This window comes from Actinoplanes sp. NPDC049598, from assembly GCF_040675435.1.
Taxonomy (GTDB): Bacteria; Actinomycetota; Actinomycetes; order Mycobacteriales; family Micromonosporaceae; genus Actinoplanes.
Map to the genome: position 1 here is coordinate 116,157 of NZ_JBFAOX010000008.1, position 26,658 is coordinate 142,814.

Genomic DNA, 26,658 nt, shown 5'->3' on the forward strand with positions numbered 1-26,658 from the left:
GGTCCGGCCCCGGCATGACCGGAATCTCACCGGTGAACCCTTCTGCCGTCCCGCCGACGAGCGGGAGGGATGCCAGAGGGCGCCCGGGAAGGACATCTCGTGAAACTCCATCTCGCGCTTGCGCGGTCCTTGCGGCAGTACGGGGTCGACACCATGTTCGGCCTCATGGGGGACGCGAACATGTTCATGGCCCACAGTTTCGTGCACGACACCGGCGGCCGGTACGTGGCGGGCGTCCACGAGTCCACGGTCATGTTCATGGCCGTCGGGTTCGCCGAGCGGACCGGATTGCCCGGTGTGGCTACCGTGACCCATGGGCCGGCTCTGACCAATACGGTGACCGGCCTGGTCGAAGGGGCCCGGGGCCGGATCCCGTTGCTGCTGATCGCCGGCGACACCGCCACGACCGCGCGCGCCAATGTGCAGGACATCGATCACCGGAGCGTGGTCCGGCCCACCGGGGCCGGCTTCGAGCAGGCCCGCACACCGCAAACCGCGATCGGCGACCTGGCGATCGCGATACGCCGGACGATGCTGGAGCGCCGTCCGGTGGTCTTCAACGTGCCGTCGGAGTTCATGTGGGCCGAGGTCGACGGCGAGGCCGTCGAGCTTCGTCGCCCGGCCCGGCAGGCGGTGCGGCCGGACCCGGATGCCCTGCGGGCGGCGGCGCGGGCGATCAGGGCGGCGCGCCGGCCCCTGGTGCTGGCCGGCCGGGGTGCGGTGGCCGCCCGGGACGAGATCCTGCGGCTGGCCGACCGCCTCGGCGCACCGGTCGGCACCACGCTCAAGGCCAAGGAACTGTTTCGCGACGAGCCGCACGACGTCGGCATCATTGGCGGACTGGCGGAGCCGGCCGGCCGGGCGGCCGCCGAGCAGGCCGATCTGGTGGTCGCGTTCGGCGCCGGTCTCAACTCCTACACCACCCGCCGGGGAAGCCTGTTGACGGGGCGACCGGTGATCGCCGTGGACGTCCGGCCCGAGGGGCTGCCGGCCGAGGTGGCGGTGCCGGTGGCCGGCGACGCGGCCGCGGTTGCCGGTGAGCTGCTCGCGGCGGTGGACGAGTTCGAGATTCCCGCCGGCCGTTTCCGCGAGAACCTCGCCGACGAGCTTGCGCGGGCCGGCCGGGCGCCCCGCCCCCGCACGGCCTCGGGAACCGTGGACATCGAAACAGCCTTGCTGAAGCTGGACTCTGTGCTGCCCGCCCCCCGCACGGTGGTCAGTGACGGTGGGCGTTTCATGATGGAGTCGCTGCGCCACATCCGAGTGCACCATCCGGCACAGTTCGTGTGGGCCGGCAATTTCGGGTCGATCGGCACCGGCATGGGCGCGGCCATCGGCGCGGCGGTGGGCCGGCCGGACCACCCGGTCGTGCTGGTCAGCGGCGACGGCGGTTTCATGCACGGCGGGGCCGCCGAGTTCGCCACCGCCGTTCGCGAGGGTCTCGATCTGATCGTGATCATCTGCAATGACGGTGGTTACGGGGCGGAGCACGTCCAGTTCGTCGAGCGCGGACTCGATCCGGCGATGTCCCTGTTCGCCTGGCCGGATCTGGCCCGGGTGGCCGAGGCGATGGGCGGGGACGCCATCACGGTGCGCCACCTCGACGATCTCGAGGTGGCGGCCAAGGCGATCGACCGGCGGACCCGTCCGTTGGTCATCGACCTGCGGGTCGACGTCGACCACATCACCGGAATGCAGCACTGACATCGCCGGGTGCGGGACCCGGGCGGATTCCGCCCGGGTCCCGCATCACACCGGTGCGAAGCCGGTCATCGCCGATGCCGGTGCCCACCTCGGGTCGGCCGGGCGGACGGCTGCGCCGAGGGCGAACTCGCGGCACTGCTGATGACCGGCGGGGTCGGGCGTACAGCGGTGAGGGGGATCTGGCCCTTGAGCATCTTGCCGCCGTCCGCGGTGATGCGCAGGTAGTAGTCGGCCGAGCAGGCGGTGCCGTCCTCGTCGAGGGCACGGATCCCGCTGCCGGTCGGGACGAACGCCGCCGACTCGGCGGTCTTCGCGATCTGGTTGCCCTCGTTGAACTCGTCGAACATCGACACGTACAGGCCCTGCGATCCCAGCCGGATCATGTTGTAGAGACTGCGCCAGTAGTAGTCGCCATGCCGGCGTGCGCCCGCCTGCAGGTCGCCGGGCAGCACGCACGGCAGGTAGTCGATGCCGTGGGCCTGGCAGTCCGCGTAGTCGCCGACGTTGGCGTTCTGGTAGTAGGAGTCGAGCTCGGCCGGCGAACCGGCCCGTCCGACCATCCACGGTGAGATCGCGTCGAACGCGTGATAGGCGTCGGAGAAGCCCGGCCGGGAGTCGTTGATGCCCTCTCGCCACCACGTCGGCACGCCGCCGATGACGTACACGCCCTGGCTTTTGAACCAGGTGATGACGTCGAGAGCCTGGGCCGCGGTGAACGGTCGTCCGCTGTCGTTGAAGCCGAAGCCCCAGATGCACACCACGGGCTTGCCGTTCTGCCGGGCGTAGGCCGGTGACGCCGTCATCGCCGACATCTTGGTGGTCCAGTCCGTCCGGATCTGCGATTGCACGGACGACCAGCCGGTCACGTCGTACATGATGTAGAACTTGCGGCCGGTCGCCTCGGCCGCCGAACGCACTTTGGCCGCCATCGCGTCGCGGGTGGCACCCTCGTCGCCGAACGGGTTGAACCGCTGCAGAGCCGCGGTGTCCACACCGTACTTCTGCATCCAGCCGAAGTGGGTTCGCACGGTCTGGTCGTCGTAGGAGGAGAACAGCTGGGCCGGTCCGCCGTTGCCCAGTCTCGCGTAGGCGGTGGTGTATCCCTTCGTGAAATCGCGCATGTCGGGCCAGGACGCCAGCGTGGTGTTCGACGGCGACGGGGGCTGGGACCGGTCGGCGCCGTAGTGCCACCAGCCGCCGATCGGTGCGCCGTCGCCCGGACAGGCGAACCAGCCCTGGTAGCCCACCGTGATCTTCCCGACGACGTCGCCGGCGGGTGAGGCGCCCGCGGCCGGAGCGGCGACGGTGTCCGCGTGGGCGCGCAGTGTGACACCGGCCGCAGTGGCGACGGTGCCCGCCACGGCGGAGCCCAAGAGGGCCCGGCGCGACAGCTTCTTCATGACCGTTCTCCTTCGTCCACAGGACCCACGGCGCGTAGGCATCCCTTCGAGAGGGCGCAGACGAGTGGCCCGCGTTCACCGCTTAACCATCCCCTAAGGATGCGCAAAGCCGGTTTTGAGGCGAGGCGCCCGGTACGCCGTCCCGAGCGCTGTGACTGCGTGTGACGCACGCGACGAGCGGTTCCGTGAATGTCGTCGCTTCTGTTCCGACACTACCGGCGGCACGGAAGGCAGCCGTGCCACCACCGTCAGGGGAGGCAGCGAGTGCACCATGTGCTGAGCTACGTCGTCATCGGCCTGGCCGGCGGTTGCCCGTACGCGGTGGTGGGTCTGGGAATCTCGCTGGTCTATCAGGTCAGCGGTGTCATCAACTTCGCGCAGGGCGACTTCGTCATGCTGGGCGGTCTGACCTACGCCGTGGCCGGCGAGGCCGGTTTGCCGGCGGTCGTCGCCGCGGTCGTCGCCCTCGCCGTGACCGCCGCCTGCGGTGCGGTGCTGCAGGTGGCCGTCCTGGCGCTGGCGGCCGGCGCCGGTCCCGATCGGCTCATCACTCTGACGATTGGCGCCTCGATCCTGATCCAGGGGCTGGCCCTGCTGTGGTTCGGGGCGGATCAGCACTTCGCCGCCCCGTTCTCCGGCGACCGGGAGGTGCGGCTCCTCGGCGTCACCCTGTCCGATCAGTATCTGTGGTGCGCCGCCGTGACGCTGTCAGCCGTGGTCGCCGTTCGCCTTCTGCTGTACCGCTCGTCGTGGGGACGCGGGATACGGGCCGTCGCCGCCGACCGCCAGACGGCCCGACTGGTCGGCGTCTCTCCCTTGTGGATGGCCACCGTCACCCTGGTGTTGGCGGCCGTGCTGGCCGGCCTGGCCGGCATCGTCATCGCACCGCTGCAGCCGCCGGACGCGGCCGTCGGTCTCGCGCTGGGGCTGAAGGGCTTCACCGCCGCGGTTCTGGGCGGGCTCTCGTCACCGATGGGCGCCATCACCGGCGGCCTCGTCGTCGGCGTCGTCGAAGCGGTCGTCACCGGTGTGGTGAGCAGCGGCTACCGCGACGTGATCGTGTACGGGCTGCTGGTGGCCGTTCTGCTCCTGCGGCCGACCGGTCTGCTCGGCCGCGCCGTCGCGGAGCGGGTATGACGACCATGCGGAGCCGGACCGGGCCGGTCATGGGCTTCGCCGTCTTCGCCGCCGTGTTGCTGTCGGTGCCCGCGGTCTTCACTCGCGTGCCGCTCTACACCATGTCCACCGCCGTGCTCATGGTCCTGCTCGCCCTGGCCGCGCTCGGTCTGGTCCCGCTGGCCGGCCGGGCTCGGCAGGTCTCGCTGGGACAGGCCGCCTTCTACGGCATCGGTGGTTACACCTCGGCCATCCTGACCACTCGTTACGGTCTCGGAGGGTGGTGGGCGCTGGTGGCCGGAGCTCTGCTCTCGGCCGCGGTGGCGTGGCTGCTCGGTTCGTTGATCTTCCGAGCGCAGGGCCACTACCTGAGTCTGGCGACGCTCGCCTTCGGGCTGGCGTTGGCTGCCCTGGCCACCCAGTTGCCAATGACTGGGGGCAACGCCGGGATCACGGGAGTGCCGGCCCTTTCGGTTCTCGGCATCGAGCTCTCCGACGACCTGTCGATGTACTACGTGTTCGCCGGGATGCTGTTGGTGGCCACCGTCGCCGTGCAGGTGCTGCTGCGCTCGTTCTGGGGCGCCGCGCTCACCGCGGCCGGAGACAGCCCGGTCGCGGCCGCTGCCAGCGGCGTCGACGTCGCCGGGCTGCGCCGTACCGCCTTCGTGGTGGCGGCCGTCCTGGCCTCCGTCGCCGGTAGCGGCTACGCCTGCTGGTACCGCTACGTCGATCCGGGCGTGCTGGGACTGCTGTCCTCGGTGGAGCTCCTGGTCATCGTGAGCGTGGGCGGCCGGGACAGCGTGTGGGGCGCCCCGCTCGGCGCCCTCGGCGTCGTCACGCTCACCCAGCTCTCGAAGGAGCAGATCGGGCCGGCGTCGGGTGCGAGCTTCGAACTGACCGCCTACGGGGTGATTCTGATCCTGAGCCTGCTCCTGCTGCCGCGGGGCCTGGCCGGGCTGCCGGCGATCCTGCTCGGCCGGTGGCGCCGCCACCGGCTCACCACCGGCCGGATCCCCCGGGAGGCTCGATGACCGCCGCCCTGCTCGAAGTCAGCGACGTCAGCGTCCGGTTCGGGGGCGTGTGGGCCCTGCGAAATCTCTCGGTACGCCTCGACGGCGGCGGCATCGTGGGGCTGATCGGGGCCAACGGCGCGGGCAAGACCACGCTCATCAACGTCGTGACCGGCGCCGTGCGGCCCGCACAGGGCCGGGTGCTTCTCGACGGGCACGACCTGACCGCGATGACCGCTCACCGCGCGGCCCGGCTGGGACTGGCCCGGACGTTTCAGAACATCCAGCTGTTCGGCTCGCTCAGCGTTCTCGACAACGTGCTGATGCCGTACCGGATCCGCCACCGCTCGACGCTGCGCCAGGGCCGGGCCCGAGCGCTCGCACTGCTGGAGCAGGTGGGTCTGGCCGACCGGGCGGACGGGCGCCCCTACGAACTCGCGTACGGCCAGCAACGGCGCCTCGAACTGGCGCGGGCCCTGGCCATGGCACCTCGGCTGATCCTGCTGGACGAACCGCTGGCCGGCATGGCCGGCCGGGAGAGCGAGGAGATGCTCACCCTCTTCGGCCGCCTGCGCGAGCAGCGGGTGACCCTCCTGCTCGTCGAGCACGATGTCGCCAGTGTCCTGCGGATCAGTGACCGCGTGCTCGTGCTGGACCACGGGAGGCTGCTGGCCGACGCCCCCGCGGCCGAGGTCGTCGCCAACCCGGCGGTGCGTACCGCGTATCTGGGTGATGCGATGGGCGCCGATGACTGACCCGATCCTGCACGTCAGCGGGCTGGTCGCGGGCTACGGCGGCCTCGAGGCCCTGCACGGGGTCGACCTGCACGTCGCCGCCGGCGAGATCGTCTGTCTCATCGGCCGCAACGGGGCCGGCAAGACCACGCTGCTGAAAACGATCGCCGGGCTGCTGCCCGCGCGCGCGGGCCGGATCCGGCTGCAGGGCCGGGACGTCACCGCCTGGCCGGTGCAGCGGCGGCACCGGGCCGGCCTCGCCTCGGTGCCGGAGGGCCGCCGTGTCTTCGCCTCTCTGACCGTGCGGGACAACCTGCTGGTCGGCGGGTACGGGCGACCCCGCCGGGCTCTCACCGCAACGCTGGACGACGTCTACGGCCGCTTCCCCCGCCTCGCCGAACGGAGCGAGCAGCCCGCGGGCACATTGTCCGGCGGGGAACAGCAGATGCTGGCCATCGGCCGGGCACTGATGTCCGGGCCGGCGGTCATCCTGCTCGACGAGCCGTCCCTGGGCCTGGCGCCGCAGGCGGTGGCGCGGGTCGGCGCCGTCATCTCGGCGTTGCGGGGCACGCGGGCGGCGGTCCTGCTGGTCGAGCAGAACGCCGACGTCGCGTTCCGTCTCGCCGCCCGGGGCTACCTGCTGGAGCGGGGCCGCATCCGGGCCTCCGCGACGAGCGCGGCGCTGCGGCGCGATCCGCGGGTCCGCTCGGCCTACCTCGGAACCGAATCCGGTCTGGGAAAGACCACACTGTGAGGAGAGAACATGCGACTGCAAGCTGCGCTGACGGCGGCCGTTGCGCTTGTCCTGGCGGCGACCGCCGCCGGTTGTGCCGCCGATGAGAAGCCGTCCGGCGCCCGCGCCGACGAGATCGTGATCGGCGCGAGCCTGGAGTTGTCCGGGCCGACCGCGTCGATCGGCACGGCGTACCGTAAGGCTCTCGAGCTGAAGGTGAAGCAGCTCAACGAGGCCGGCACCCTGGGCGGGCGCACGATCCGGCTGGTGGTGCGGGACAACCGGACGGACACCAGCGCGTCGGTCGACAACATCAACCAGCTCATCCGCAACGACCACGCCTCCGCGCTGATCATGGGCGGGTGCAGCGCGTGCGGTGCCGCGGCCATCCCGTCCATCAACCAGAGCAAGGTCCCGGCCATCGCGCTGGCGTCGGCCAGCGCGCTCACCCAGCCTGTCGCCGACCGCCGGTACATCTTCAAGATTTCCCCCAATCCGGGGCAGGACGCCACCGCCATCACCGCCGAGCTCCAGCGCACCAAGGTGACCAGGGTGGGCCTCCTCTCGGTGAACAACGTGTACGGCCAGGAGGGGCAGAAGGCGGTGACGCAACAGGCCGGGCGGGCCGGCATCGCCGTGGCCGACGCCGAGCAGTTCGGCCAGGCGGACACGACCGTGAGTGTCCAGGTGTCGAAGATCGCCGCCGTCAAGCCGGACGCGGTGGTGGTCTGGGCGGTGATGCCCGCGGCCGCCACCATCGTCAAGGGACTGCGGGACGCCGGTTACCGGGGCTCGGTCTATCTCGACGCCGGTGCGGGCGCCGAGTTGTTCGTCAAGGGCGCCGGCGCGGCCGCCGAAGGCACCGACATGGTCTTCCCGAAGGTGCTGGCGTCCGGCGACATCGATGTGAGCACCCCGGCCGGTGCGGCCCAGAAGGCGTGGGTCGAGGCGTACGAGGCGGCGAACGGTGACTACTCCGGTTTCGCGTCCTTCGCCGCCGACGCCGTGCAGGTGATCGCCGACGCCGTGGTGAGCACCGGGAGCACCGATCCCGGCCGGGTCCGCGATGCGATCGAGACCGCGAAGCTGGACGGGGACAGCGGCCCGCTCGCGTTCAGCGCCGCCGAGCACTCCGGTCTGCAACCGGCGGCCCTGGGCATCCTTCAGGTCCGGCAGGGCGCCTGGCGCCTCGTCAAGTGAGCTGAGCGGCCGGACGGCTCTTGACCAACGGGCGCGTTGCTACGCTGCGCTGATGGCTCGTAATCCGCAGGAAACCCAGCGAAAGATCCTCGAGGCGGCGACCGGCGAGTTCGCCGCCCGGGGGCTCGCGGGCACGCGTATGGAGGCGATTGCCGCGCGGGCCGGCGTCAACAAGGAACGTGCCTACAACTATTTCGGCGGCAAGGAGCAGCTTTTCACGGCGGTGCTGGCCGAGGAGCTCGAGCGGATCGCGGCTGCGGTCCCGATCGACGCGATCGGCGTCGACGGGATCGGCGAGTTCGCCGCTCGATGCTTCGACTACCACCTCGACCATCCCGTTCTCGTCCGCCTCCTGCACTGGGAGGCGCTCGAGCTCGACGGGGACATCGTCGACGAGGTGGGGCGCACCGAGCACTACCAGCGTAAGGTGGCGGCCATTGCCGACGCGCAGCGGGCGGGGGAGGTGACCGGCGACATCCCGGCCGCCGAGCTGTTGTTCCTGGTGCTCGCGATGGCGGCCTGGTGGGCGGCGGTGCCCCAGGTGGCGCGGATGGTCGCCGGTGCCGCTGCGAGCCCGGACGACCGTGCGCGCCGGCGTGACGCGGTGGCGGCCGCGGCCAGAAAGGTGAGCGCGATCTCCTGATCCAACGTTTCGGTTGGTACGGCGGCTGGGTACCGTTAGCAACGCAAACGTTGGCGTTGTTGGGAGAGTCATGACTGTCACCTCCGCCCCGCCGTCCGTGCCGGTCGCCAGTGTGCGACGAGCCTGGACGGCTGTGATCATGCTGGCCGTGGCGTTGTTCGCCTTCGTCAGTACCGAATTGATGCCGATCGGCCTGCTGCCGCAGATCGCCCACGGCGTGGGCGTGGGCGTCGGCGTTGCCGGCTTCCTGGTCACCGGGTTCGCCTTCATCGTCGGCGTCCTGGCCGGGCCGATGACCGCGTTCACCAGCCGCCTGAACCGCCGGGTGCTGGTGGTGGTGCTGCTCGCGGCGTGTGCGGCCGGGAATCTGGTCGCCGCCGTCGCCGGCAACTATGCGGTGCTGCTGGCCGGGCGGATCGTCATCGCGCTGGCCATCGGCGTCTTCTGGTCGATCGGGGCCTCCACCGCGGTGCGCCTCGTGCCGTCGGAGCACGGGGTCCGGGCGACCTCGGTCGTGCTCAGCGGCCTGTCACTCGCCTCGGTTCTAGGCGTCCCGCTCGGCACCGCGCTCGGGGAGCACACGTCGTGGCGGGTCACCTTCGCGGTGCTCGGCCTGCTGGCCGCGCTCGCGCTGATCGGCGGAGTCGTCGTCATCCCGTCGGTGCCCGCCGCCCGGCCCGCCGGCGACGCCACCGCCGCCGCCGTGTGGCGACTCCCGGCCCTGCGGGTGGCCGTCGCGGTGACCGGCCTCGTGATGGTCGGCAACTTCCTTGCTTTCACCTACATCACCCCGTTCCTGACCGCGGTGAGTGGAATTCCGGCTGGTTCGGTGGGCGCCGTGCTGGTGATCTGGGGACTGGCCGGCCTCGCCGGCAACTTCGCCGTCGGCCCGCTTGTCTCCCGATCGCTGCGGCGGACCCTGCTGGCGACGGTTCTGTTGCTCGCCGCGTCGCTGGTGACGCTGTGGGCGGGCGGCGCCTCGTTCGGTGTGCTGGTCGGGGCGCTGGTGGTCTGGGGCGCCGCGTACGCCGCCCTGCCCGTCGTCCTGCAGACCTGGGTCTTCCGGGTCTCGGCGCGCACCGGTCAGGCCGACAAGGCCACCTCGCTGTACGTGTCGGCGTACAACATCGCGATCGGGCTCGGCGCCCTCGTCGGCGGGCTTCTCATCTCCGGTACCGGGCCCGCGGCCATCATGCTGCTCGGCGGGATCGTCGCGGCGGCCGCCCTCCTCGTCCTGCTGCCCACGGCGAAGCATCAGCCGGCCACCGATCACTGACGAAGAAAGGCTTCGACCATGGCACGTGTCTTCATCACCGGCTCCAGCGACGGGCTCGGCCTGAACACCGCCCGCAAGCTGATCGACGACGGTCACGACGTCGTCCTGCACGCGCGCAACGCCGCCCGGGCCCGGGATCTGCGGGAGCGGACCCCGGGCGCCGCCCAGGTGCTGACCGCCGACCTCGAGCGGCGTGACGAGGTCGTCGCGCTCGCGGCGGCGGCCGACCGGACCGGCGCCTTCGACGCCGTGATCCACAACGCGGGCATCGGTTACCGGGAACGGGAGCGCGGTTGCACCCCGGAAGGCCATGCCCGGGTCCTCGCGGTGAACGTGCTGGCCCCGTACATCCTCACCGGCCTCATGCGCCGCCCCGGTCGGCTGGTCTATCTCAGCAGCGGCATGCACCAGGGTGGCCAGGCCTCGGTGGCGGACATCGACTGGTTCGAGCGGCCCTGGGACGGCGTGCAGGCCTACTCCGACAGCAAGCTGTTCGACACCACCCTGGCCTTCGCCGTCGCCCGCCGATGGCCGGACGTGCTGTCCAACTCCGTGGAGCCCGGGTGGGTCCCGACGAAGATGGGCGGGGCCGGGGCGCCGGACGACCTCAGCCAGGCCCACCTCACGCAGGCCTGGCTGGCCGTCAGCGACGACCCTGCGGCCACGGTCACCGGCCGGCACTTCTACCACCTGCGCGAGCGCAAGCCGGCCGCGGCGACCGGGGACACCGCCTTCCAGGACGCGCTGATCGAGAGTCTGGCCGGACTGACCGGGGTCAGCATCGGTGCGGAGGGCCGGTGATCAGCCCCGCGGCGGATGAACTGCTGCGACACCGATCCGACGCAAAGGGCGTGCGCTGCTGTACGTCATGAGAGGCGTCACGTTGCATTAGCTGAACAGGTCTGTACAGTTAGCGCTAGAACTGAACAGATCTGTTCAGCTACACGAGGAGAGAGATCATGACGGACCCGGACTACGCCAAGAAGTACGAGAACTTCGCTTTCACGCGCGACGACGAGGGCGTGCTGGTGCTCCGGCTCCACACCGACGGGGGGCCGCTGACGTTCACGGGGCAGACCCATGAGGACTTCCCGAAGGCGCTCGAGGACATCGCGCTCGACCCGGAGAACACGGCACTGGTGATCACCGGCGTCGGGGACCACTTCATCAAGGACATCGACGGCCCGAGCCTCGGTGAGATCTTCAAGCCGGCTTCCTGGGAGAAGACGCGGACCGAGGGCACGAAGGTGCTGCAGCGGCTGCTCGATCTGCCGATCCCGGTCGTCGGCGTGGCCAACGGCACCGCGACCATCCACTCCGAGTACCTGATGCTGGCCGACATCCACATCGCCTCCGAACGGGCGACCTACGGTGACCAGCCGCACCCGGCCTTCGGCATCACCGGTGGTGACGGCGTCCACGTGGTCTGGGAGGAGATCGCCGGCACCGCGCGCGCGAAGTGGCTGTTGTGGACGGGCGAGTCGATCGACGCGCAGACCGCTCTGCAGTGGGGGGTCGTCAACGAGGTCGTCGCGCACGACCGCGCCGTCGAGCGCGGTATCGAGATCGCCCGCAAGCTGGCCGCCAAGCCCCGCCTCTACCGGTCGCTGCAGAAGCAGACCCTCAACCTGAACCTGCGCCGCCGGATCACCCAGGACGTCCCGTACGGCATGGCGCTCGAGGGTCTCACCGCGGCCGACCTGGCCTACCAGCAGCAGGCCTGACCCGAGGCGCGCGGAGCCGTGCGCGACGGCGTGCGGCTCCCGCCGCGGCGTAACTTGAACAGATCAGTTCAAGGAGGCAAATGGTGGCCACACAATCGTCGACGCGGCGCCGGCCCGCGCTCGAGAGAGTTCTCCGGGCCGCGGACCGGCTTTTCTACGCCAACGGCATCCATGCGACGGGTGTCGACACCATCGCCGAAGCCGCCAACGTCTCCAAGGCCAGCATGTACACGTACTTCCGGACCAAGGACGATCTCGTCGGGGCCTACCTGGACGGCCGCAGCCGGGATTGGCGTGAGCACGTCCTGCGATCACTCGCGGACAAGCCCGGAGAAGAGGAACGCAGTCCCGTCGACAAGGCCCTGCTCGTTTTCGACCTGCTCGGCGAGTGGTTCCGCAGCGACGGCTTCCACGGGTGCCCGTTCATCAACGCGGAGGCCGAGAGCAGCCCCACATCGCCCGCCCACCTCGCCAACGTTCACCATCGCGCCTGGATCCGCGGGCTGTTCGCCGAGCTGGCCACGGCGGCCGGCGTCGCCGATCCGCACCCGGTGAGCCTCCAGTTGGCCATGCTCTACGACGGCGCGATGGTGGGCGCACATACCGAACCTGACCTGCCCTGGGCGGCGCAGGCGCGCGCGGCGGCCGGCAGCTTGCTGCGATCGGCCGGCGCCACCTGAGCCCGAGAGCTGAACGATCCAAGGAGCGATCTCGTGAACCTGCAGAACCGACGTGGCGTGATCACCGGCGCCGGCAGCGGTATCGGCCGCGAACTGGCCCAGGCCTTCGCCGAGCGGGGTGGCGCCCTGCTGCTCGTCGGGCGCCGCCCCGAGCCGCTGGAGGAGACCGCGGAAATGGTGCGAACTGTGGGTGGCGAGGCACATATCCTGGCCACCGACGTCAGCGCGGGCAACGCCGCCGAACACGTCGTCAGTTCCGCGCTGGCCCAGCTCGGCGAGCTCGACCTGCTCGTGAACAACGCCGGTAACGTGCGAGCCGGGCGGCTGGAGGACACACCGGAAGACGACATCAGGGCGATGCTCGCCCTCAATCTGACCGCTCCCATCCTGCTCACCCGGGCAGCGCTGCCCACCCTGCGCCGCCGAACCGGCTCCCGGCCGCTCGTGCTCACCATCGCCAGCGGAATGGCCTTGACGCACCTGCCGTTCTACTCCGCCTACGCGGCGTCGAAGGCCGGCGTCGCCGCCTTCGGTCACTCGCTGCGCCGAGAGCTGCTCGACACCGACGTGCACGTGGCCACGGTCTATCCCGGAGCCACCGCGACCGCCATGATGGCGACCTCCGACGCCGGCGAGGAACTGGGATTCGGGACCCGTACCACCGCCGAGGTGGTCGCGGACATCCTCACCGCGCTGGCCGCCGATGAGCACGAGATCAACACCTCGCTGCCCTCCCGGCGCGAGCTGCAGCGCCTGCAGGCGATCGATCCGCTCGCCGTGGACGCCAAGCTGGCCCCTCAGTTGGCGAGACTGGAGGCGGCGGTCCGCAACCACAGCAGCATGTGATCGGCGGCGGACGGTCGACTCACCCGCCGGCGAGCGCCGCCCGGATGGCGGCCGTGGCCGCGCCGAGGAGAACCGCGTCCCCGTCCACGCGCCCGATCTCGACCGTAGGCTCGCGGCGAAACGCGGCCCCGCCGAGGCTCCGGCGTACGTCGGCCACCATTCTCGCGGCCCCGACCGTCCCGATGCTGTCCGGGCTGACGACGATCCGTCTCGGGTCCAGCAGGTAGGCGGCCGCCAGGACCAGATAATCCCAGCCCAGTGGGGCGGCGCCGGCCCGGCCGTTGGTGCCTTCGACAGGCCGGCCGCCGACGACCGCAACGAGATCCACGGCCGTGCCGGCGTGGATCAGCAGCGCCGGCGGCGCCGCGGCCGACTCCGTGAGCCCTTCGGCGACGGCGACGAAGGCGGAGGCCGGTTCGACGGCCACCGGGCAGGGCAGGCGCTCGAGCGCGGCCCGGAGAAGCTGCCGGCCGCGCGCGAAGTCCTGAGCCGGCGCCCGGTGCAGCCCGATCCGGACCTGCGCCATGGCCCGGCCCCGGCCCGATCTCCGGACCAGGCGGCGGATCACGTCGGCCACCTTCGCCGGAGCGTGCGCCTCCAGCACGGCCGCCTCAGACGTCGCGGCGACGGCTCCGTCGAGGTCGCACAACCGGGCGCGAACCGCATCCGTCATGACCTCCACCGCGATCACGGAGGTGCCGCCGGCGTTCAGGCCGTAGAGCGCCGCCCGGGGCCCACGGGTCCCGGCCCGCTCGCCGGCGAGGCGCACGATGCCAAGCGACAGCAGGCGCCGCACGATGGCGTGGGCCGAGACCCGGCTGACGCCGATGGCACGGCTGAGGTCGGGGACGGTCATCGGCCCGTCCGACTGGAACACTTCGATCGCGAGCCGGTTGTTGTGGTCGGCAATCGACTGGTTTCCCCGGATCGGGGCTGGCGTCAGGCCCATATCCAGTGTGTCGGCTATAGATCGCCGTCGTTCACCGGAGTGCTCGAGGGCCGAGGCGCGGGCGGGTGCGGCTGAACTCCGACCCCGGCCGGCCGACGTCATGGGACGTGACGCCCGCGCACCTGCGCGCGAGTGTCGATCACGAAGGTATCGGTGCCCCATGAAGACCCCTGACATCCGCGAAGCCGACTACGTCGTCGTCGGTGGCGGAACGGCCGGATCCGTGCTGGCCGCCCGGCTCTCCGAGATGCCGGACACCACGGTCGTTCTCGTCGAGGCCGGAAGCGCCGCACCGCCCACGGCACCGCCGGCACAGTGGCCGAGCCTGCTGGCCACCGACGCCAACTGGGCCTTCTCCTCGGTCCCGCAGCCTGAGCTCGCCGGCCAGACCGTGCCCTACCCCCGGGGCAGAGGACTGGGCGGCTCGACCGTCATCAACGCCATGGCGCACATTCGCGGTCATCGGCAGAACTACGACCAATGGGTGAGCGAGGGTGCCACCGGCTGGGGATACGACGATCTCCTGCCCTATTTCCGGCGGTCCGAGACCGCTCGCGGCGCCGACCCTCGCTACCGGGGGACCAACGGGCCCATGACGGTCGGGCCGGCCCCCGTCGTCCATCCGTTCATGGAGATCGCCCGGGCCGCCGTCGCCGAGCGGGGCATCCCGCTGTCGCCGGACCTGAACGGCGCCGACCAGGAAGGCGCCGGATTCTTCGAGTACACCATCGTCGACGGTGAGCGCCAATCCGCCGCCGACGCCTACCTCCGGCCGATCCTCGCCGAACGGCCGAATCTCGGCGTGGTGACCGATGCGACGGTCACCCGGCTGGTGGTCGAGGACCGGGCCTGCACGGGTGTCGAGCTGCGGGGCCGGGACGGTGCCACGTCGCGGATCCGCGCCGGCGAAGTGATCCTGTGCGCCGGCGTGTTCGGGTCGCCGCAGCTGCTGATGCTGTCCGGCATCGGCCCGGCGGCCGACCTTCGTGGCCACGGCATCGATGTCGTCGCGGATCGCGCCGGCGTCGGAGCCCACTTGCAGGACCACCCGGTGTGCACCTTCGCGTTCGGCGCCACGCAGGAGATTCCCCGCCGCAGCGGCACCGGCACGCTGATCGCCGTGGTGCGCTCGAGCGCCGGACTGCCCGCTCCCGATCTGCAGTTGTCCTTCGTTGAGTATCCGTTCTTCCCGTTGACCGGCACCGATGTACCCGGTGGGTTCAGCATCTCGATGCAGGCCGTACGCCCGTTGAGCCGCGGCCGCGTCACCCTGGCCTCGGCGGATCCCCTGCGGGCGCCGCTCATCGATCCGGGCTTCTACCGCGAACAGCGGGACCTGGACACGATGCTCGCCGGGTTCGGCCTGATTCGTGACATCGCCGCGGCCGAGGCCTTCGACGCGATCCGGGCCGGCGAGCTGGTCCCCGGCCCCGCGGTCATCACGGCCGCCCAGCAACGCGAGTTCCTCCGGCGGGCCACCCATTCCGCGGCCCACCCGGTGGGCACCTGCCGCATGGGGTCGGACGCCGGCTCGGTGGTCGACACCTCGCTGCGCGTTCACGGCGTCGAACGCCTCCGCGTCGCCGATGCCTCCGTCATGCCGTCGCTGATCGGCGCCAACACGAACGCCACGGTACTCGCCATCGCGGAGAAGGCTGCCGACCTGATCCGGGCCGGGCAGTGATCACCGGGCCGTGCGAGCCGGCCGGCGAAGCGGAATTCGGGCTCAGGGTAAGTTCCGCCGGTGTCGGTGACACTTAAAGCAGTGCCCCTCAGAAAGAAATGGCCGGTCCTCGATCGGATGCTGCGCAGCGATCCGGCCGATGTCGGCTGTGCCGAAGCCATGGCCGGCATGGATGTCTTCGCCGAGTCGGTGGCCGGGAGCCCGTCGGCGGCGACCCGCCGCGATCCCGGCGTCTCGGCGCATCTCACGGCGTGCGCCGCATGCGCTCGGGACCTCGACGGGCTCCTCGCCCTGATCCGGGCCGTTCCCCCGGGTTATACGGCCTCGAGCTCGATGAGCCAGTAGAGGGTCCGGGTGGGGGTCTGCGCCACCCGCCGCCACCCGGCGGCGGCGAACAAGGTGTCGTACTCCGCCAGCGAGCGCTCCTGGCCGTCGGAGACCGAGAGCATGTTCATGTCAAGCAACGCGATCGGATCGGGTCCTTCGGCCGCGCCGATCAGGGCCTCCACGACCAGCACCCGCGCCCCCGGACGGGCCGCCTCACGGCAGTTGCGCAGGATCTGAACACACTGCTCGTCCGGCCAATCGTGCAGGATCCACTTCAGGAGGTAGTAGTCGGCCGCCGGCACGGTCTCGAAGAAGTCACCACCGACCGCGGTGAAGCGCTCCGTCACCCCGGCCTTCTCCGCGGCCTGTCGAGCACCCTCGACGACAGTCGGAAGGTCGAACACCGCTCCGTGGATCGCGCGGTTGGCCCGCATCAGGGACAGGAGCAGCTCACCGTCGGCGCCGCCCAGATCGACGACCTGGGCGGCGTCGCCGAGATCGAGCAGAGTGACGATGTCCCGGGAGACGATGGACGTCGAGTTGGACATGCTCCGCGAGAACAGTGCCGACTCCTGGGGGTTTCTGGCGAAATAGTCGAAAAGGTGACGTCCCCCTACCGCCTGCTCCACCTGGTTGCGGCCGCTCCTGACCGCCTCCGGGAACAGTCCCCAGCTCTGCCAGTGACCGCGGGCGCCCTGGACCATGACGCCATCACGCATGGAGACCGGCGTGTCCGTCCGCAGCAGCTCTCCGACCGGAGTGAGGAAGAAGCCTTCCTCGTCGGAGTGGCCCAGGATGCCCACCGTCACGCAGGCCCGCATCAGGCGGTAGGTCGAGCGCGGATGGCTCGACTCGGCCGCGGCGATCGCTTCGGCCGTGACGCGGCCCTCGGCGACGTGGTCGGCGATGCGCAGATCCGCCGCGGCCCGGGTGATCTGGGTGACCCAGTGACTGGTGGAGAGGGCGTACATGGTGTGGATGTGCCGCGTCATCTCCGCCTCGGTGCCGCTGGGCGGCGGCAGGGTGCCGGTGAAGGGCATGGAGGGCTCCTCGGGATCGGTGCGCGCGCTGAGATCGCGCAGTCAACGACCACCTCATCGTTTTCCCGAGCACCGAGTTCACCGCTGAACCCGAGGCCGATCGTTGCGACCTTCAGATCGGGCCGGCAGGACGGCCTCATCTCGTCGGGAAGGTTTTCTTCATGCACCCTCAGCTCAACGGCACGGTGGACCCGGACCGGCCCCTGCTGGTAGTGGCGACCAAGGAGGAGGCCCAGTTCCTCCGGTCCGAGCTGCCCGTGCTGATCACGGGTATCGGAAAAGTCAACGCCGCCGTCGCCGTGGCCGGGGCCCTAGCCGGTGCCGTCCGCCCCAGCGAAGTGATCAATCTTGGGACGGCCGGAGCTTTGCGACCGGGACTGCAGGGCCTGTACGCGGTCACCGGCGTGATCGAGCACGACCTGGACCATCGCCTGCTGTACGAGATGACCGGTGAGGTCTTCGGTGACCGGGTCGAGCTTGCCGGTGGCGACGGGCTGACCCTTGCGACCGGCGATGTGTTCGTCGCCGGCCGGCCGCACCGGGACACGCTGGCGGCGCGGGCCGACCTCGTCGACATGGAGGGCTACGCGGTCGCCGTGGCGGCCGCCCGGTTCGGCGTACCGGTGAGAATGATCAAGTACGTCAGTGATCAGGCCGACGAGAACGCGGCCGTCACCTGGCTGGACAGCGTCACGGACTGCGCGCGGGCCCTCGCGGGCTGGGTCGCGGACGAGCTCGGATGATCGGCCCGGGTGCCGTGGTGTGATCCACGGCGGCCCGGCGCGTCCGTCCTGCGGGCGCGCCGCCGATCACGCGGTGGTGACGGTGAAGCCCGTGGAGTTGTTGATGATGGCCGGAACGCCGGCGCGCAGACCGGTGAGCGTGTTGCCGGTGATCAGCGCCGATCCGCTGGGCGCCGGATAGAACGGCGGCGCGACCACGATGCCGTTGCGGGCCGGCGAGATGATCGTGTTGCCCCGCAGCGTGGTACCGCTGGAGGTGGAGAAGCCGACTGCGTCGTAGAGGGCGTCGGTGATGGTGTTGCCGGTGACGGTGACGCCGGTGACCGTGCCCGTGTTCTGCCCGTCGCCCCCGTTGCCGACATGCACGGCCGGCTGCCCCTGGTTGTAGCCGTTGCCGCCCGAACGGACGACGACGTTGCCGGTGAGGGTGGCCGAGACCAGGTCGTCACCGTTCACGCCGAAGCGGCCGGCGCTGAGCCCGATGTACCGGGCCGTGTCGGCGATGTAGTTTCCGGACACGACCTGGCCGCTTCCACCATAGACCCCGAGCCCCTTGCCGCCCCACGGCGCGATCATCGTGTTGTGGCTGAAGGTGATGTCCGACATCGGCGTGTAGCGGATGGGCCCGTTGCCGTAGTCGTTGTAGGCCACCGAGTTGATCGCCGTCGCGTCGTCGCCGGTTCCCCTGACGAAGTTGTTCGTGGCGGTCAGCCGCCGGCCGACCGACGTGCCGAGGGCGACGTTGTTCAGGTTGATGCCGTCGGCCCAGACGCTGGTCACGCGGCAGTTGCGGACCGTTCCGCCGGTTCCCGACGCCCAGAAGCCGGAGAGGGTGTGCTGGGTCCAGATGTCGTCGGCGACCCAGTCGGTTCCGGTCGTGTCCATGCCACCGCCCGCACCGTCGGCGGTCGCCCGCCCGATGGCGTTGGCATCGAGATGGAAGTGCTCGACCCGGGCCGATGTCAGGTCGAAGATCGCGCCCAGCGGCTGCGGGTTCGGCAACGGAACCATGCGGTACACGGTGCTGTACCAGACACCGGCGCCAGTGATGGTGATGCCGCTGGCGTGCAGTCCGGCCGTGCCTTTCACATAGAAGGTGCCCGCCGGAATCCACAGCGTTCGTTTCTCGGACTGCGCCCGGTCGATGCATCTCTGGATGGCGGCGGTGCTGTCGGTTGCAGGGTCGGTCGACGCCCCGCACTCGGTGATGGGAAGCGAGCCGGCCGGCTGGGGAAGCTCCGCGGGCTGCTCCACGTCCACGACGTCGATGTCGTAGAAGGCCGCGGTGTCGGCCGCGCCGACTTTGAGGGAGAACGTGCTGCCGGGCGCGATGGGAGCACCGGTCAGTAGGGCCCGGGCGTCGTCGAAGAAGGCACGGGGGTGACCGTCGGCCGGGTTCTGGCTGCCGCTGTTGTAATTGCCGTTGCCTTCGTACAGCCAGCTCTGCGTGGAGGTCATCGGGATCTCCTGCCGGAAGGCCCCGTCGACCAGCAAGGAAAGGGAGGCATGCAGGCCGGCGCCGGTCGTCGAGTCCGGAATGCTCGCGCGGACGGTGAGCGCCGTCACCGGGTGGCCGGTCGTGTTGGTCCACCACACTTCCTGACCTTTTCCGGCCAGGCGGACGTAGGCGTGACCGGACGCTTCGAGGGCCGGGCTGGAGAACTCGGTGGTGGGCGACGCTGTCAGCGACACGGTGCTCGCGCCGTTGTTCGTCGTGCCGGCTTCGGCCTCGAAGCTGGTGAAAGGCGTGCTGGCACCCGCGGCCGCGGCGGCCGGAGGCTCGGATCCGAACACCGGCAAGGTGACCGAAGCGGTGACGCCGGCGGCGACGAACAGGACCGCCGTACCGGCGATGGTCTTGAATTTCACGTCAGCTGTATAGCACCCGGACCCATTCCGGAACGGGCGGTCTTAATACGCTTTTCAGGTAACTCGAAGTAATGGCGTGAACCAATCCGGTCAAGGCCCCCGGTCATTCGCGCCGGTCGCCGGTGATACCACGGGGCACCTGAACTTTCGCTCGTTTGGTCCGACAGTGCCCGGCCGTCTCGGAGCGGATTCTGGAATAAGCAAGAATTAAGAAGAACTTCGCGGTGGCCCGGCCGCGCGCCGGGATCCGTCATCCGATGGCCAACCACACCTTCGATCGGATCAGCCCGTCGGCGGTGTGCACGTCCCACCCGGTGATCTCGTTCCACCGATGGAGGCGGTACTTCACCGTGTTGGTGTGCACGTGCAGGGCCCGGGCGCAGGCCGGTACGGACAGGCCGTGGGCGAGGTAGGCCCGGACCGTGTCGACGATGTGGTCGCTCGGCACCTCCTCGAGCTGCAGCAAGGGGGCCAGCCGGCCGCGAAGCGGCAGCAAGGTGGCAGCAAGCCACTGATCCGCGAAGAACACCACCGACCGCTGCCTCTCGGCGAGCACGAAGGCCCTTTCCGCGTCGGCGATGCTCTCGGCCGCGCCGGCCAGCCCGTGCCGGGTGAGCCCGACCGAGGCCAAGGGGTCCGTCGCCCGCAGGCACGACTCCGCCGGGGCGTTCTGCACCAGAGTGACGCTGACCGCCCCGCGCCTGGTCGTCACCAGCGATGCCGGGCGCTGTCCGGGCCGCACGGACGTCACGACGACCGGCTCCGGCTCCGACTCGCGAGCGGGCCGGCAGACCGCCTGGAAGGGGCCGCGCGGGTCGAAGCCCAGGGCGCGGGCGGCCGACTCGACCGCCTCGCCCGTCACGTCCCCGCCGTAGAGCCCGTTGAACAGGGTCTGGGCCAGCGCCGTCCGGGAATGCTCGTAGGCCCGCGCCGCGGTGGCGTATCCGTCGGCGGCGGCGCTGGTCGTCGCTCGCAGCCAGGCCCAGAGCAGATCCACCATGGCGAGCAGGGGCCGGGCTCCCGCCGGGTCGCAGGCTTCGGCGCGTTCCCGGATCTCGTCCCACAGGATGCGGTACCCGATGTGGTAGGCGCCGATCACGGTCTCGACCGGAATCCCTTGAGTGGCTCGCATCCGGCCCACCTCGCGAGCGATGTCGGCCTCGGCGGCCCGCGGGGTCCGGCGTTCCAGCAGCCCTCGGGTCAACGACCGCAGCTGATCGGCGACCAGATGCGCCTGACCGGGTCCGTCGACGATGGCGTAGAGGGGAAACTCCGTACGTATCTGGGCGGTGACGCGCCGGCCGATGAGTTCGGCGTCGTCAGCCAGTTTCTGGTAGACGGCGCCGACGAGCTCGGATTCCGGCGACGGGGGCTGGGTCATCGATGAACTCCATCGGCAGGGGAGGATCGGCCGGAGGCCAGGAGAGATCGGTGTCGCGCCGGCCGCGGGCGCGCCGGTTCCGGCCGGCGCGCGCCCGCGGGATCAGCTCACTGCTCGAGCAACCCGGTCGCGGCGGCGGCGAAGGCCCCCGGCTCCTCGAGATGCCCGAAGTGCCCGCTGGCCTTCAGCTCCACCAGCCGCGAATCCTTGACCCCGGTGTGCAGCAGACCCGCCCACCGCGGACCGCAGATGAAGTCGTGCGCTCCCACGATGACAACCGTCGGCGCGGTGATCTCGGGCAGCCGTGAGCGTACGTCGAAGGGCGCCGGGTCCTGCGCGACGGCCCAGGCCCGGATGCCGGCGACGAAGGGCTGGAACTCGTCGCGCCGGGCCGGGAAGTCGGCGAAGTACACCGGTACCGCCTCGCGCAGCGCCGCGCTCATCGTCTCGTCGTCGCCGGCGGTCACCGCGCGCTGGAAGGCGGCCGGAACCTGCGGGTCGACAGCGGCGTAAGCGGCGACGCCGGTCATCGCCGACTCCCAGAACTCCGGGCCGGTAACCGGGGAGGTGTCGTACAGGATCAGGCCGGCGACGCGGTCGGGGTGGTCGAGGGCGTACTGCAGCACGACGAAACCACCGTGCGAGTGGCCCAGCAGGTACACCTGGGGCTGCGCCAGATCGTCGACGACCGCTGCGAGGAAGGACGCGTAGGTGTCGATGCCGTACTGGTCGAGGCGTCCGGAGTCCCCGGTGCCGACCGGCTCGAGGTAGACCATCGTGTAGGCCGCCTCGAGCCGGGGCATCCGCAGGTACGCCGAGTCGATGCCCGGGCCGCCGGAATGCGCCACGCACAGAGGCCCTTGGCCAGCCACGTGGTAGACCTGCCGTACGCCGTCGACGGTGATGACGTGGGTGCCGGGGGTGATGGTGCCGTTCAAGCTCTTCTCCGATCAGGACGGGTGACCGGACAAGATGCGCGAGCGTCGGAGAAGTTCGCTCAGTCCGGCGAAATTTCCGGGTGAAACAGCGTGATCGAGCTCACTCGCCCCTGTCGCAGGGTGTGCAGCCAGACCGCCGTCGGCGGGCAGTGGCCCGGGTCCGAGGCCGGACTCTGCAACTCGGTCTCCCAGATGAGCACGTTCTTTCCCGCCACCACGGACAGCAGTCGTTGCCGCACGCCCGACTCGAGGTCCCCGTTCATGCCGCTCAGGGCCAGGTCGACCCCGCCGCGCAGGCCGGGCGAGCGGGCGACGAACTCGGCCTGAGGCCACCACAGGTCGTCCACGACCTGGTGGAAGTCGCCGCGCATGGCCGCCGCCATCGCGTCGGCCGCCTCGCGCCGGCGGGCCTCGGCGTGGGCCGCGCTGTCGGGATGCTGCTGGCCGGCGGTCGCGCGCAGCGATGCCACCAGGGTGCGACGGGCATGGCTCAGCCGGCTGCGGACCGTGCCGACCGGAACGTCGCACATCCGGGCGATCTGGTCGTACGAGGTGACGCTGCTGAAGTAGCGCGCGAGCACGACCAGGCGATCGACCTCCGACAGGCCGTCGATCGCATGCCACACCCAGTCGCGCGTCGTGACCTGCTCGAGCAGTTCCTCGGGCCCCGGCTCGCCGGTCGGCACCTGGAAGAACTCGGGGTCGGCGACGGGCACCGCCCGGCGGTCCCGCAGCCGCATCCGGCAGTTGTTGCGGACGACCGCGCGCAGCCAGGAGCCGGCCGCCGCGCGGTCCCGCAGGTCTCCGATCCGGCGGATCGCCGTGATCATCGCGTCCTGGACCGCGTCCTCGGCGTCCGGCCCGTAGCCCAGCAGGCTCAGGGCGACCGCGCGCATGCCGGCTTCGTGGCGCTCCAGCAGAACGCCGAGGGCCGCCGCTTCGCCGCCTTGAACGCAGCTGAGCAGCTCGGCGTCGTTCACCGGTCGCTTCCCGGCGCCGGGCCGGGCTCGTCTGCCAGGAGCGCCAGCAACCCCTGGAAGTCGACCGCGCAGGGACCGCAGAGGGCCATGTGGGCGGCGATGTGAGGGTAACGGGCCGAGGCGGCGGCGGGGTCGGCCGCGTGGAGCTCCGCATACACGTCCAGCAACTCCATCACCTCGCCGCAGGCCACCTCTCGGGGGTCGGTGCGCAGGAACGTGTCCAGGTCCATGGCGTGGCTCATGCGGACTCCTCGAGCAGGCCCTTGGCGACGAGAGCGGCCCGAAGGCGCCGGCGGGCATCGAACATGGTCTTGTAGACGGCGTTGCGATTGGTGTCCAGTTCGACGCAGACAGCGTCCATCGGCGTGCCGTTCACGACGACGGCCGTGAAGACCTGCCGTTGCCGCTCGGTGAGGTCATACTCGATGGCGTGGCGGAGCGCGGCCATGAGTTCACGCCATTGCGCCTCGTTCTCGACCGAGAATCCGAACCGGCCCGGAAGGGCCTCCCAGTCCGCTTCGTCCAGCGGTGTCGTCGGGTGCCGGGTCCAGAAATGCCGGCCGAGCTTGCCCGAGACCTCGAACATCGCGAACTTGTACGCCCATGTGGTGAACCGGCTCTCACCGCGGAAGGTCGGCAGTTGCCGGAGTACGGACAGCATGGCGTCGGCCGCGGCCTGGTGGGCGAGGTCGTCCAGCTCGGCGCCGTTGAGCCGGGAGTGACCGGATCGCCGGCCCAGCTCGGCCCGGGCGGCGGCCAGCAGAAGGCCGTGCAGCCGGGTGTGGGCCTGGTCGCGGACGGCGCCGTCGGCTTGCAGTGCGGCAAGCCACTGCGCGGAGGTGTCGTCAAGGGGCACGTCGCAAGGTTACGTACGAAATCGCTGTCCTGCCGCCGACAACGGACAGGAGCCCTCTCACATTCGGCCACCGGGGTGAACTTCGGCGCCGGCTCAGCCGAACCGGGTCGTCGTCGTCGGCTGAGCCGGCCGGGTCAGTCGGTGGCCAGCGCGGCTTTGACCGTCTGCAGGGCGTAGTGCACCCGCGACTTGACCGTGCCGACCGGCACCCCCAGGATGCCGGCGATCTCCTCGGCGTTGCGGCCGTGCAGGTACATCTCGGACAGGGCGGTCCGGTGAACATCGCTCAGGGAGCGAAACGCCTCTTTCAGGGACTCGGTGGCGATCGCCATCTCGGTGGTGTCCCCGAGCGTGGGGGTGACTGCCATGTCGGCGAAATTGATCTCCACGGGGCGCGAGTTACGCATGCGCAGGAAGTCGATGGCCGCGCGCCGAGCGAGCGTGTAGAGCCACCGGCGGGCGTTCTCCGTCTGCTCCGGGATGGAGTCGACGTTGCGCCAGGCTCGCAGCAGAGTCTCCTGCAGGAGATCCTCGGCGGTGGCCTTCTGAGTCCGGGTGTAGGCCCGGAGGTACCGCAACAACGGGCGTGAGTGCTCGGCGTGCAGAGCCCGCATACGTTCCGCGACTCGGCGTCGTTCGTCGTGATCGAGGGGGGCGCCACCGGTTGCCGGAATGCCGAACGCTGCCGTCATCTGACTGGTCATGGGGGTACCGCCTGCTTCAGTTCCTGGGCGGCGACTCGAATGGGCGCACCGGGCCGCCGCCGAGCCGTGGTTCAGTGCGGCGCCGACGCTACGAGCGGCGAGTGGCACTTCAGTGTCGACTTCACTGACGACGGCCTCCGCCGCTGTCAGTACTGCCCGGAGACGGCGGATGAGCTGGGTGTCGGTGACCCCTGCAGATGAAGACGTAAATCCTCGGCCCGGGTTCAACCGGGCGTCGCGATTCTTGTGACGCGCGCGACGCCCTGTTTCCGGCTTCGGGTGATCGGCGATGAACTATGCGGCCGGCCGGCCGTCAATGAGGTCACGCCAATCGATGGGCCGGCGGTGGGAGCGGCCGGAACCCCGTCAGTCAGGAAAGGGTGATGAATGCCTAGGAACCGAGGGATCATCGTGGCGACGGCTGTCACCGGGGCCGTCGCGGCCGCGGTGGCGGCGACGTCGTTGCTGCCGGCCAGCGCGGGCACCCGCCCGGCGGTCGCGTCCGACGCCTGGACCGGCACCTGGGCCGCGGCGCCTCAGGCCGGCGGCGCGTCCTTCCAGCGGCAGACGCTGCGGCAGATCGTGCACACCAGTATCTCCGGATCGGCGGCCCGTGTCGAGCTGTCGAACGCGTTCGGGTCCGCGCCGGTCACGGTGTCCGACCTCCATCTCGCGCGACGGACGAGCGGGTCGTCCGTCGACTCCAGCACCGACCGCGCGGTCACCTTCGGCGGCTCGGCATCCGTCACCATCCCGGCCGGAAGCAAGGTGGTCAGCGACAGCGTCTCGTTCACCGTGGCCGCTCTCACCGACGTCTCCGTCAGCTTCTATCTGCCCGGTCAGGTCAGCAATGCCACCGGGCACCAGCTGGCCGAGCAGACGAACTATGTCGCGAGCGGCGACCAGGCCGGCAGCGCATCCTTGTCGAACTCGCAGACCAACGGGAACTACACCCTTCTGGCCGGGCTGGACGTGCAGAACCCGGCCGCGAGCGGCGCCGTGGTGACCCTCGGCGCCTCGATCACCGACGGCATCGCCTCGGCCGGGGACCAGAACCGGCGCTGGCCCAACGACCTGGCGGTACGGCTGGATCACAGCGGTCGTACGGTCGGCGTGCTGAACGAGGGCATCAGCGGCAACGCCCTGCTGCGGGACGGGGCCGGCCAGAGCGCCGTCAATCGGTTCGACAGGGATGTCCTCCAGCAAACCAACGCCAAATGGGTCATTTTCGCCGACGATCCGATCAACGACGTCAACGTCGCCGACCCGCCCAGTGGGGCGCAACTGACCGCGGCGCTGACGCAGATGATCAACTCTGCGCACGCTCACGGCATCACCTTCATCTGTGCCACCCTGACCCCGTTCAAGCCTGATGCCGGGTGGTCCCAGGCCGGTGAGGACAGCCGGGAGGCCTATGACTCGTTCGTCAGAAGCCCGGGGAGCGGCTGTGACGCCGTGCTCGATGTGGACGCGGCCACCCATGACCCAGCCAGCCCCCAGCAGTACCTGCCGGCCTATGACGCCGGGGACCACCTGCACCCGAACACCGACGGGCTGCAGGCCATCGCCGACGCCGTGGATCTGAGGGTCTTCGGCTCCGCGATCGCTCCGTCGGCGTCGCCGACGCCGGAACCCGACGCGGTCGTCGCTCTTCGAGCGCGGGTCAACGACAAGTACGTCACCGCGGAGGACGCCGGTGCCCAAGCCCTGATCGCCAACCGGGACGCCGTCGGCGACTGGGAGAGCTTCGACCGCATTCCGATGGGCGACGGTACGTTCGCCCTGCGGGCCCACTCGAACGGTGAGTACGTCACCGCGTCGCCCGATAGTCCGCTGATCGCGTCAGGCCGCACGGTGAGTGACGCGCAGCGATTCCGTCTGGTCGCCAACGGTGACGGTTCCTCGAGCCTGCTGGCGGTCGTCGACGGCGACTACGTCACCGCGGAGAACGCGGGGGCCGACCCCCTGATCGCCAATCGCACGGCTGTCGGCCCTTGGGAGGAGTTCGACGTCTCTATGGTCACCTCCTGACCTCCCACCCCGCCCGGGGCCGGGGCCAGTGTTCTCGAAGATTGCCCGTCTTTTGTGTTATCCGACAGCGAATCCCCGGCCGCGGGCTCC

The 26,658-nt window shown here is 70.5% G+C and carries 26 protein-coding genes; 16 read left to right on the plus strand and 10 right to left on the minus strand.

All coding sequences use genetic code 11. The features are described 5' to 3' along the window. The first annotated feature begins 99 nt into the window (after window positions 1-99). Complete coding sequence (locus AB0J66_RS19865) at window positions 100-1,704, plus strand: thiamine pyrophosphate-binding protein (RefSeq protein ID WP_364662397.1); 1,605 nt, start codon at window positions 100-102, stop codon at window positions 1,702-1,704. A 65-nt stretch (window positions 1,705-1,769) separates the two neighbouring features. Here the strand turns inward: AB0J66_RS19865 and AB0J66_RS19870 are convergent, their stop codons facing one another. Continuing rightward, window positions 1,770-3,104: a glycoside hydrolase family 71/99-like protein gene (locus tag AB0J66_RS19870; protein WP_364662400.1), complete on the minus strand. Its 1,335-nt coding sequence runs from the start codon at window positions 3,102-3,104 to the stop codon at window positions 1,770-1,772. A 264-nt stretch (window positions 3,105-3,368) separates the two neighbouring features. On the opposite strand from AB0J66_RS19870, the gene AB0J66_RS19875 reads away from it, so the two are divergent. The 11 genes from AB0J66_RS19875 to AB0J66_RS19925 all read left to right on the plus strand — a co-directional run bounded on the left by AB0J66_RS19875 (window position 3,369) and on the right by AB0J66_RS19925 (window position 13,066). Further along, window positions 3,369-4,241: a branched-chain amino acid ABC transporter permease gene (locus AB0J66_RS19875; RefSeq protein WP_364662402.1), complete on the plus strand. Its 873-nt coding sequence runs from the start codon at window positions 3,369-3,371 to the stop codon at window positions 4,239-4,241. Beyond that, window positions 4,238-5,251 carry a branched-chain amino acid ABC transporter permease gene (locus AB0J66_RS19880; protein ID WP_364662405.1) on the plus strand — a complete coding sequence of 338 codons (1,014 nt, stop codon included), beginning with the start codon at window positions 4,238-4,240 and terminating at the stop codon, window positions 5,249-5,251. The genes AB0J66_RS19875 and AB0J66_RS19880 overlap by 4 nt, the downstream gene beginning before the upstream one ends. After that, entirely contained in the window at window positions 5,248-5,985 is a 738-nt protein-coding gene (locus tag AB0J66_RS19885; protein WP_364662407.1) for an ABC transporter ATP-binding protein, read from the plus strand. The genes AB0J66_RS19880 and AB0J66_RS19885 overlap by 4 nt, the downstream gene beginning before the upstream one ends. Beyond that, window positions 5,978-6,718 carry an ABC transporter ATP-binding protein gene (locus AB0J66_RS19890; protein WP_364662410.1) on the plus strand — a complete coding sequence of 247 codons (741 nt, stop codon included), beginning with the start codon at window positions 5,978-5,980 and terminating at the stop codon, window positions 6,716-6,718. The genes AB0J66_RS19885 and AB0J66_RS19890 overlap by 8 nt, the downstream gene beginning before the upstream one ends. A gap of 9 nt (window positions 6,719-6,727) precedes the next feature. After that, a complete protein-coding gene (locus tag AB0J66_RS19895) occupies window positions 6,728-7,897 on the plus strand; it encodes an ABC transporter substrate-binding protein (RefSeq protein ID WP_364662413.1) in 1,170 nt (389 codons plus the stop codon). 52 nt (window positions 7,898-7,949) lie between these two features. After that, entirely contained in the window at window positions 7,950-8,540 is a 591-nt protein-coding gene (locus AB0J66_RS19900) for a TetR family transcriptional regulator (RefSeq protein ID WP_364662416.1), read from the plus strand. Between the two features lie 70 nt (window positions 8,541-8,610). Continuing rightward, window positions 8,611-9,816 (plus strand): MFS transporter, encoded by a 1,206-nt coding sequence (locus AB0J66_RS19905; protein ID WP_364662419.1) that lies wholly within the window; start codon window positions 8,611-8,613, stop codon window positions 9,814-9,816. A gap of 18 nt (window positions 9,817-9,834) precedes the next feature. Then, complete coding sequence (locus AB0J66_RS19910) at window positions 9,835-10,617, plus strand: SDR family NAD(P)-dependent oxidoreductase (RefSeq protein ID WP_364662422.1); 783 nt, start codon at window positions 9,835-9,837, stop codon at window positions 10,615-10,617. Window positions 10,618-10,775: 158 nt separating this feature from the next. Continuing rightward, window positions 10,776-11,540, plus strand: coding sequence for an enoyl-CoA hydratase/isomerase family protein (locus AB0J66_RS19915; RefSeq protein WP_364662424.1), 765 nt, complete (start codon window positions 10,776-10,778; stop codon window positions 11,538-11,540). 80 nt (window positions 11,541-11,620) lie between these two features. Beyond that, entirely contained in the window at window positions 11,621-12,220 is a 600-nt protein-coding gene (locus AB0J66_RS19920; RefSeq protein ID WP_364662427.1) for a TetR/AcrR family transcriptional regulator, read from the plus strand. 33 nt (window positions 12,221-12,253) lie between these two features. Next, complete coding sequence (locus AB0J66_RS19925; RefSeq protein WP_364662430.1) at window positions 12,254-13,066, plus strand: SDR family NAD(P)-dependent oxidoreductase; 813 nt, start codon at window positions 12,254-12,256, stop codon at window positions 13,064-13,066. Between the two features lie 19 nt (window positions 13,067-13,085). On the opposite strand, the gene AB0J66_RS19930 is transcribed toward AB0J66_RS19925, so the two are convergent. Next, entirely contained in the window at window positions 13,086-14,015 is a 930-nt protein-coding gene (locus AB0J66_RS19930; protein WP_364662433.1) for a hypothetical protein, read from the minus strand. Between the two features lie 160 nt (window positions 14,016-14,175). Between AB0J66_RS19930 and AB0J66_RS19935 the strand changes: the two genes are divergently transcribed. Next, window positions 14,176-15,699 carry a GMC family oxidoreductase N-terminal domain-containing protein gene (locus AB0J66_RS19935; RefSeq protein WP_364662436.1) on the plus strand — a complete coding sequence of 508 codons (1,524 nt, stop codon included), beginning with the start codon at window positions 14,176-14,178 and terminating at the stop codon, window positions 15,697-15,699. 81 nt (window positions 15,700-15,780) lie between these two features. Then, a complete protein-coding gene (locus AB0J66_RS19940) occupies window positions 15,781-16,044 on the plus strand; it encodes a hypothetical protein (protein ID WP_364662439.1) in 264 nt (87 codons plus the stop codon). On the opposite strand, the gene AB0J66_RS19945 is transcribed toward AB0J66_RS19940, so the two are convergent. After that, window positions 16,014-17,066, minus strand: coding sequence for a methyltransferase (locus AB0J66_RS19945; RefSeq protein WP_364662442.1), 1,053 nt, complete (start codon window positions 17,064-17,066; stop codon window positions 16,014-16,016). The genes AB0J66_RS19940 and AB0J66_RS19945 overlap by 31 nt on opposite strands. Window positions 17,067-17,227: 161 nt before the next feature. Between AB0J66_RS19945 and AB0J66_RS19950 the strand changes: the two genes are divergently transcribed. Next, a complete protein-coding gene (locus AB0J66_RS19950) occupies window positions 17,228-17,809 on the plus strand; it encodes a nucleosidase (protein WP_364662445.1) in 582 nt (193 codons plus the stop codon). A gap of 66 nt (window positions 17,810-17,875) precedes the next feature. Here AB0J66_RS19950 and AB0J66_RS19955 read toward each other — a convergent pair whose 3' ends face one another. From AB0J66_RS19955 to AB0J66_RS19985, 7 genes are all read right to left on the minus strand, one after another. Then, window positions 17,876-19,678: a right-handed parallel beta-helix repeat-containing protein gene (locus tag AB0J66_RS19955; protein WP_364662448.1), complete on the minus strand. Its 1,803-nt coding sequence runs from the start codon at window positions 19,676-19,678 to the stop codon at window positions 17,876-17,878. Between the two features lie 250 nt (window positions 19,679-19,928). Beyond that, window positions 19,929-21,059: a helix-turn-helix domain-containing protein gene (locus AB0J66_RS19960; protein ID WP_364662451.1), complete on the minus strand. Its 1,131-nt coding sequence runs from the start codon at window positions 21,057-21,059 to the stop codon at window positions 19,929-19,931. A 107-nt stretch (window positions 21,060-21,166) separates the two neighbouring features. Then, window positions 21,167-21,997, minus strand: a complete 831-nt coding sequence (locus tag AB0J66_RS19965; protein WP_364662454.1) for an alpha/beta hydrolase — start codon at window positions 21,995-21,997, stop codon at window positions 21,167-21,169. Between the two features lie 59 nt (window positions 21,998-22,056). Beyond that, window positions 22,057-22,977, minus strand: coding sequence for a sigma-70 family RNA polymerase sigma factor (locus tag AB0J66_RS19970; protein ID WP_364662457.1), 921 nt, complete (start codon window positions 22,975-22,977; stop codon window positions 22,057-22,059). Continuing rightward, window positions 22,974-23,219, minus strand: a complete 246-nt coding sequence (locus AB0J66_RS19975) for a hypothetical protein (RefSeq protein WP_364662460.1) — start codon at window positions 23,217-23,219, stop codon at window positions 22,974-22,976. The genes AB0J66_RS19970 and AB0J66_RS19975 overlap by 4 nt, the downstream gene beginning before the upstream one ends. Next, a complete protein-coding gene (locus AB0J66_RS19980) occupies window positions 23,216-23,833 on the minus strand; it encodes a sigma-70 family RNA polymerase sigma factor (protein ID WP_364662463.1) in 618 nt (205 codons plus the stop codon). Before AB0J66_RS19980 ends, AB0J66_RS19975 begins: the two co-directional genes overlap by 4 nt. Before the next feature lie 134 nt (window positions 23,834-23,967). Next, a complete protein-coding gene (locus tag AB0J66_RS19985) occupies window positions 23,968-24,537 on the minus strand; it encodes a sigma-70 family RNA polymerase sigma factor (protein ID WP_364662465.1) in 570 nt (189 codons plus the stop codon). A gap of 387 nt (window positions 24,538-24,924) precedes the next feature. Here AB0J66_RS19985 and AB0J66_RS19990 point away from each other — a divergent pair, with 387 nt between their 5' ends. Continuing rightward, window positions 24,925-26,568 carry a GDSL-type esterase/lipase family protein gene (locus AB0J66_RS19990; RefSeq protein ID WP_364662468.1) on the plus strand — a complete coding sequence of 548 codons (1,644 nt, stop codon included), beginning with the start codon at window positions 24,925-24,927 and terminating at the stop codon, window positions 26,566-26,568. Window positions 26,569-26,658 lie beyond the last annotated feature (90 nt).